Below are 3,035 nucleotides of genomic sequence, written 5' to 3' on the forward strand. Positions count from 1 at the left end.
CCCACAGGATTGATACCGCTTTCGAAAGCGGCGCAGAACCTGTGGGAGCTGGCTTGCCAGCGATGGGCGCAACGCGGTCTTGGATCAGTTCATGGCGCCGTAACGCTTCATCGCCTCGATCGCCAGACCGCTGCCAATGCTGCCAAAGATGTTCCCTTCCACATGTCGCGCGTTCGGCAGCATTGCCGAGACGCTGTTGCGCAACGCCGGAATGCCGCTGGAGCCGCCAGTGAAGAACACCGTATCGACCTGACCCACCGAGACGTTGGCATCGTTCAACAGCTGCGTAACGCTGCCGCGCACGCGCTCAAGCAGCGCGTCGATCGACGATTCGAACAGGGCGCGGCTCAGTTCCACGCTCAGGCCCGGCTCGATGCGATCCAGCGGTACGTGGCGGCTGTCGGTGTGGGTCAACTGGATCTTGGTTTCTTCCACTTCCATCGCCAGCCAGTGCCCGGCGCGCTGTTCGATCAGCTTGAACAGACGGTCGATACCGCCAGTGTCCTCGATGTCGTAGCGCATGCTGCCCAGCGCCAGGGTGGATTTCTGCGAGTACACCGAGTTGATGGTGTGCCAGGTGGCCAGGTTCATGTGGTGGCTGGTCGGCATGTAGGCGCCGCTCTTCATCCGGCTGCCGTAACCGAACAGCGGCATCAGGCCTTGCAGGCTCAGTTGTTTGTCGAAATCGGTCCCGCCGATGTGCACGCCGCCGGTGGCGAGGATGTCATCGTGACGGTTGTCCATGCCGCGACGCTCGGGCGACAGGCGCACCAGTGAGAAGTCCGAAGTACCACCGCCGATGTCGACGATCAGCACCAGCTCTTCTTTTTCGATGGTCGACTCGTAGTCGAAGGCGGCGGCAATCGGTTCGTACTGGAACGACACGTCCTTGAAGCCGAGCTTGCGTGCCACTTCGACCAGGGTGTCTTCGGCTTCCTGGTCGGCCAGCGGGTCGTCATCGACGAAAAACACCGGGCGCCCCAGCACCACTTGTTCGAACTCGCGACCGGCGGCCGTTTCGGCGCGGCTCTTGAGCTGGCCGATGAACAGCCCCAACAGATCCTTGAACGGCATCGCCGTGCCGAGCACGCTGGTGTCGTGCTTGATCAGCTTGGAACCCAGCAGGCTCTTGAGCGAGCGCATCAGCCGGCCTTCGTAGCCTTCGAGGTACTCGTGCAGCGCCAGGCGACCGTACACCGGGCGGCGTTCTTCAATGTTGAAGAAGACCACCGACGGCAGGGTGATCTTGTCGTCTTCCAGCGCGATCATCGTTTCCATGCCGGGGCGCAGCCAGCCGACGGTGGAGTTGGAGGTGCCGAAGTCGATACCGCAGGCACGGGCTGGAGAGGCGTTGTTCATGTCTTTCGGGTTCCGGTCAAAAAACGGCCGCGCAGTGTATGTCAGTGCGCGGCAGATTCGAAGGCCGGTCATCTGCTATTTCACGACTAAGCTTCTTGAAAGTCGCAGCTTCGCCCCAAACTTGCTGGCATGGGCCGGCAGACATACCGGCGGTCGCAAGAACCGTCGTCCACTGCCGATAAACTTCTGCTGCGCCACCCGGTCACAAAGTTGAGATCGGTCAACCCGGCACGTGCGAATGAGCGCATGCTGGTCTCGGCGCGAAATCGATAACGGATGGTGATTCCTTCGATGGACTTCAAAGACTATTACAAGATACTCGGCGTGGAGCCGACAGCGGACGACAAGGCAATCAAGGCTGCCTATCGCAAGCTGGCGCGCAAATACCACCCCGATGTCAGCAAGGAAAAAGACGCCGAGGCCAAGTTCAAGGACGCCTCGGAAGCCTATGAAGCGCTGAAGAGCGCCGACAAGCGCGCCGAGTACGACGACCTGCGCCGTTATGGTCAGCATGGTCAGCCGTTCCAGGGCCCGCCAGGCTGGCAGAGCCGTGGTGGCTTTGGCGGCGGCGGTGACACCGGCGACTTCTCGGACTTCTTCAGTTCGATCTTCGGCAATCGCGGCGCCGGTTTCGGTGGCGGCGAAGGTCGGCAACAACGCAGTGCAGGACGGCGGGGACAAGACGTGGAAATGGAACTGCCGATCTTCCTTGAGGAGACGCTGTCGAACGAGTCGAAGAAGGTCAGCTTTCAGGTCCCGCAATACAACGCCAACGGTCAGCACGTCAGCAACACCAGCAAAAGCCTGAACGTGAAGATCCCGGCGGGCGTGACCGACGGCGAGCGCATCCGCCTCAAGGGGCAGGGCGCGCCGGGCATCGGTGGCGGCGCCAATGGCGATCTGTACCTGACCATTCGCTTTGCGCCGCACCCGAAATTCGATGTCGAAGGCGAAAACCTGATCATCACCTTGCCATTGGCACCGTGGGAGCTGGCGCTGGGCACTGAGGTGGCCGTGCCGACCCTGACCGGCAAGATCAACCTCAAGGTTCCGGCCGGCAGCCAGAACGGCCAGCGCATGCGCGCCAAGGGCCATGGCCTGAAAAACAAGGCCGGTGAGCGCGGTTATCTGTTCGTGCAGCTCAAGGCCGTGATGCCGAAAACCTCGGACGACGAGGTCAAGGCGCTGTGGCAGGAACTGGCGAAGAAAGCCGCGTTCAACCCACGCGAGAACTTCTGAATCCGACGACGGAGTAGCCCATCATGAGCAGCCCCCTGATCGTTCAACTGGACATGGCAGAATTCTGTGAGGCGGCCGATCTGTCGGACGTCTACGTGATCGAAATCGTCGAACACGGCATCCTCGAACCTCAGGGCGCGCAGCCCCGGGAATGGCGGTTCACCGACTACGAGCTGAGCCTGGCCAAACGCGCCGCGAAGTTGCGGCGCGAGCTGGAGCTGGAGTGGGATGGGGTCGCCCTGGCCCTGAATCTGCTGGAAGAGGTGCACGAGTTGCGGGCGGAGAACCGGATGCTCAGGCAGCGCTTGGGGCGGCTGGTGGTCGATTAGGTTTTCCGTGGTATTGGCCGGCCTCATCGCTGGCAAGCCAGCTCCCACAAGGAACTATGTCGTACACAAAGTTTGTATTCGACGCCGGATCTGTGGGAGCTGGCTTGC

Annotated in this window: 3 protein-coding genes; 2 read left to right on the forward strand and 1 reads right to left on the reverse strand. The window is 61.6% G+C overall.

The window, feature by feature from the left end; translation table 11 throughout:
* Nucleotides 1–84 precede the first annotated feature (84 nt).
* Nucleotides 85–1,359 carry an Hsp70 family protein gene (locus tag HT737_RS18760; protein ID WP_047291015.1) on the reverse strand — a complete coding sequence of 425 codons (1,275 nt, stop codon included), beginning with the start codon at nt 1,357–1,359 and terminating at the stop codon, nt 85–87.
* A 291-nt stretch (nt 1,360–1,650) separates the two neighbouring features.
* Between HT737_RS18760 and HT737_RS18765 the strand changes: the two genes are divergently transcribed.
* On the forward strand, nt 1,651–2,598 hold the full coding sequence (locus HT737_RS18765; protein WP_131670997.1) for a DnaJ C-terminal domain-containing protein: 948 nt from the start codon (nt 1,651–1,653) through the stop codon (nt 2,596–2,598).
* A 23-nt stretch (nt 2,599–2,621) separates the two neighbouring features.
* Complete coding sequence (locus HT737_RS18770; protein ID WP_047291016.1) at nt 2,622–2,927, forward strand: chaperone modulator CbpM; 306 nt, start codon at nt 2,622–2,624, stop codon at nt 2,925–2,927.
* Nucleotides 2,928–3,035 lie beyond the last annotated feature (108 nt).

Source organism: Pseudomonas sp. MD195_PC81_125 (assembly GCF_014060985.1).
Lineage (GTDB): Bacteria > Pseudomonadota > Gammaproteobacteria > Pseudomonadales > Pseudomonadaceae > Aquipseudomonas > Aquipseudomonas parakoreensis.

Bases quoted from the DNA above. Each gene is read 5' to 3' on its own strand.
- HT737_RS18770 (WP_047291016.1), top strand. From the start codon at position 2,622: ATGAGCAGCCCCCTGATCGTTCAACTGGACATGGCAGAATTCTGTGAG.
- HT737_RS18760 (WP_047291015.1), bottom strand. From the start codon at position 1,359: ATGAACAACGCCTCTCCAGCCCGTGCCTGCGGTATCGACTTCGGCACC.
- HT737_RS18765 (WP_131670997.1), top strand. From the start codon at position 1,651: ATGGACTTCAAAGACTATTACAAGATACTCGGCGTGGAGCCGACAGCG.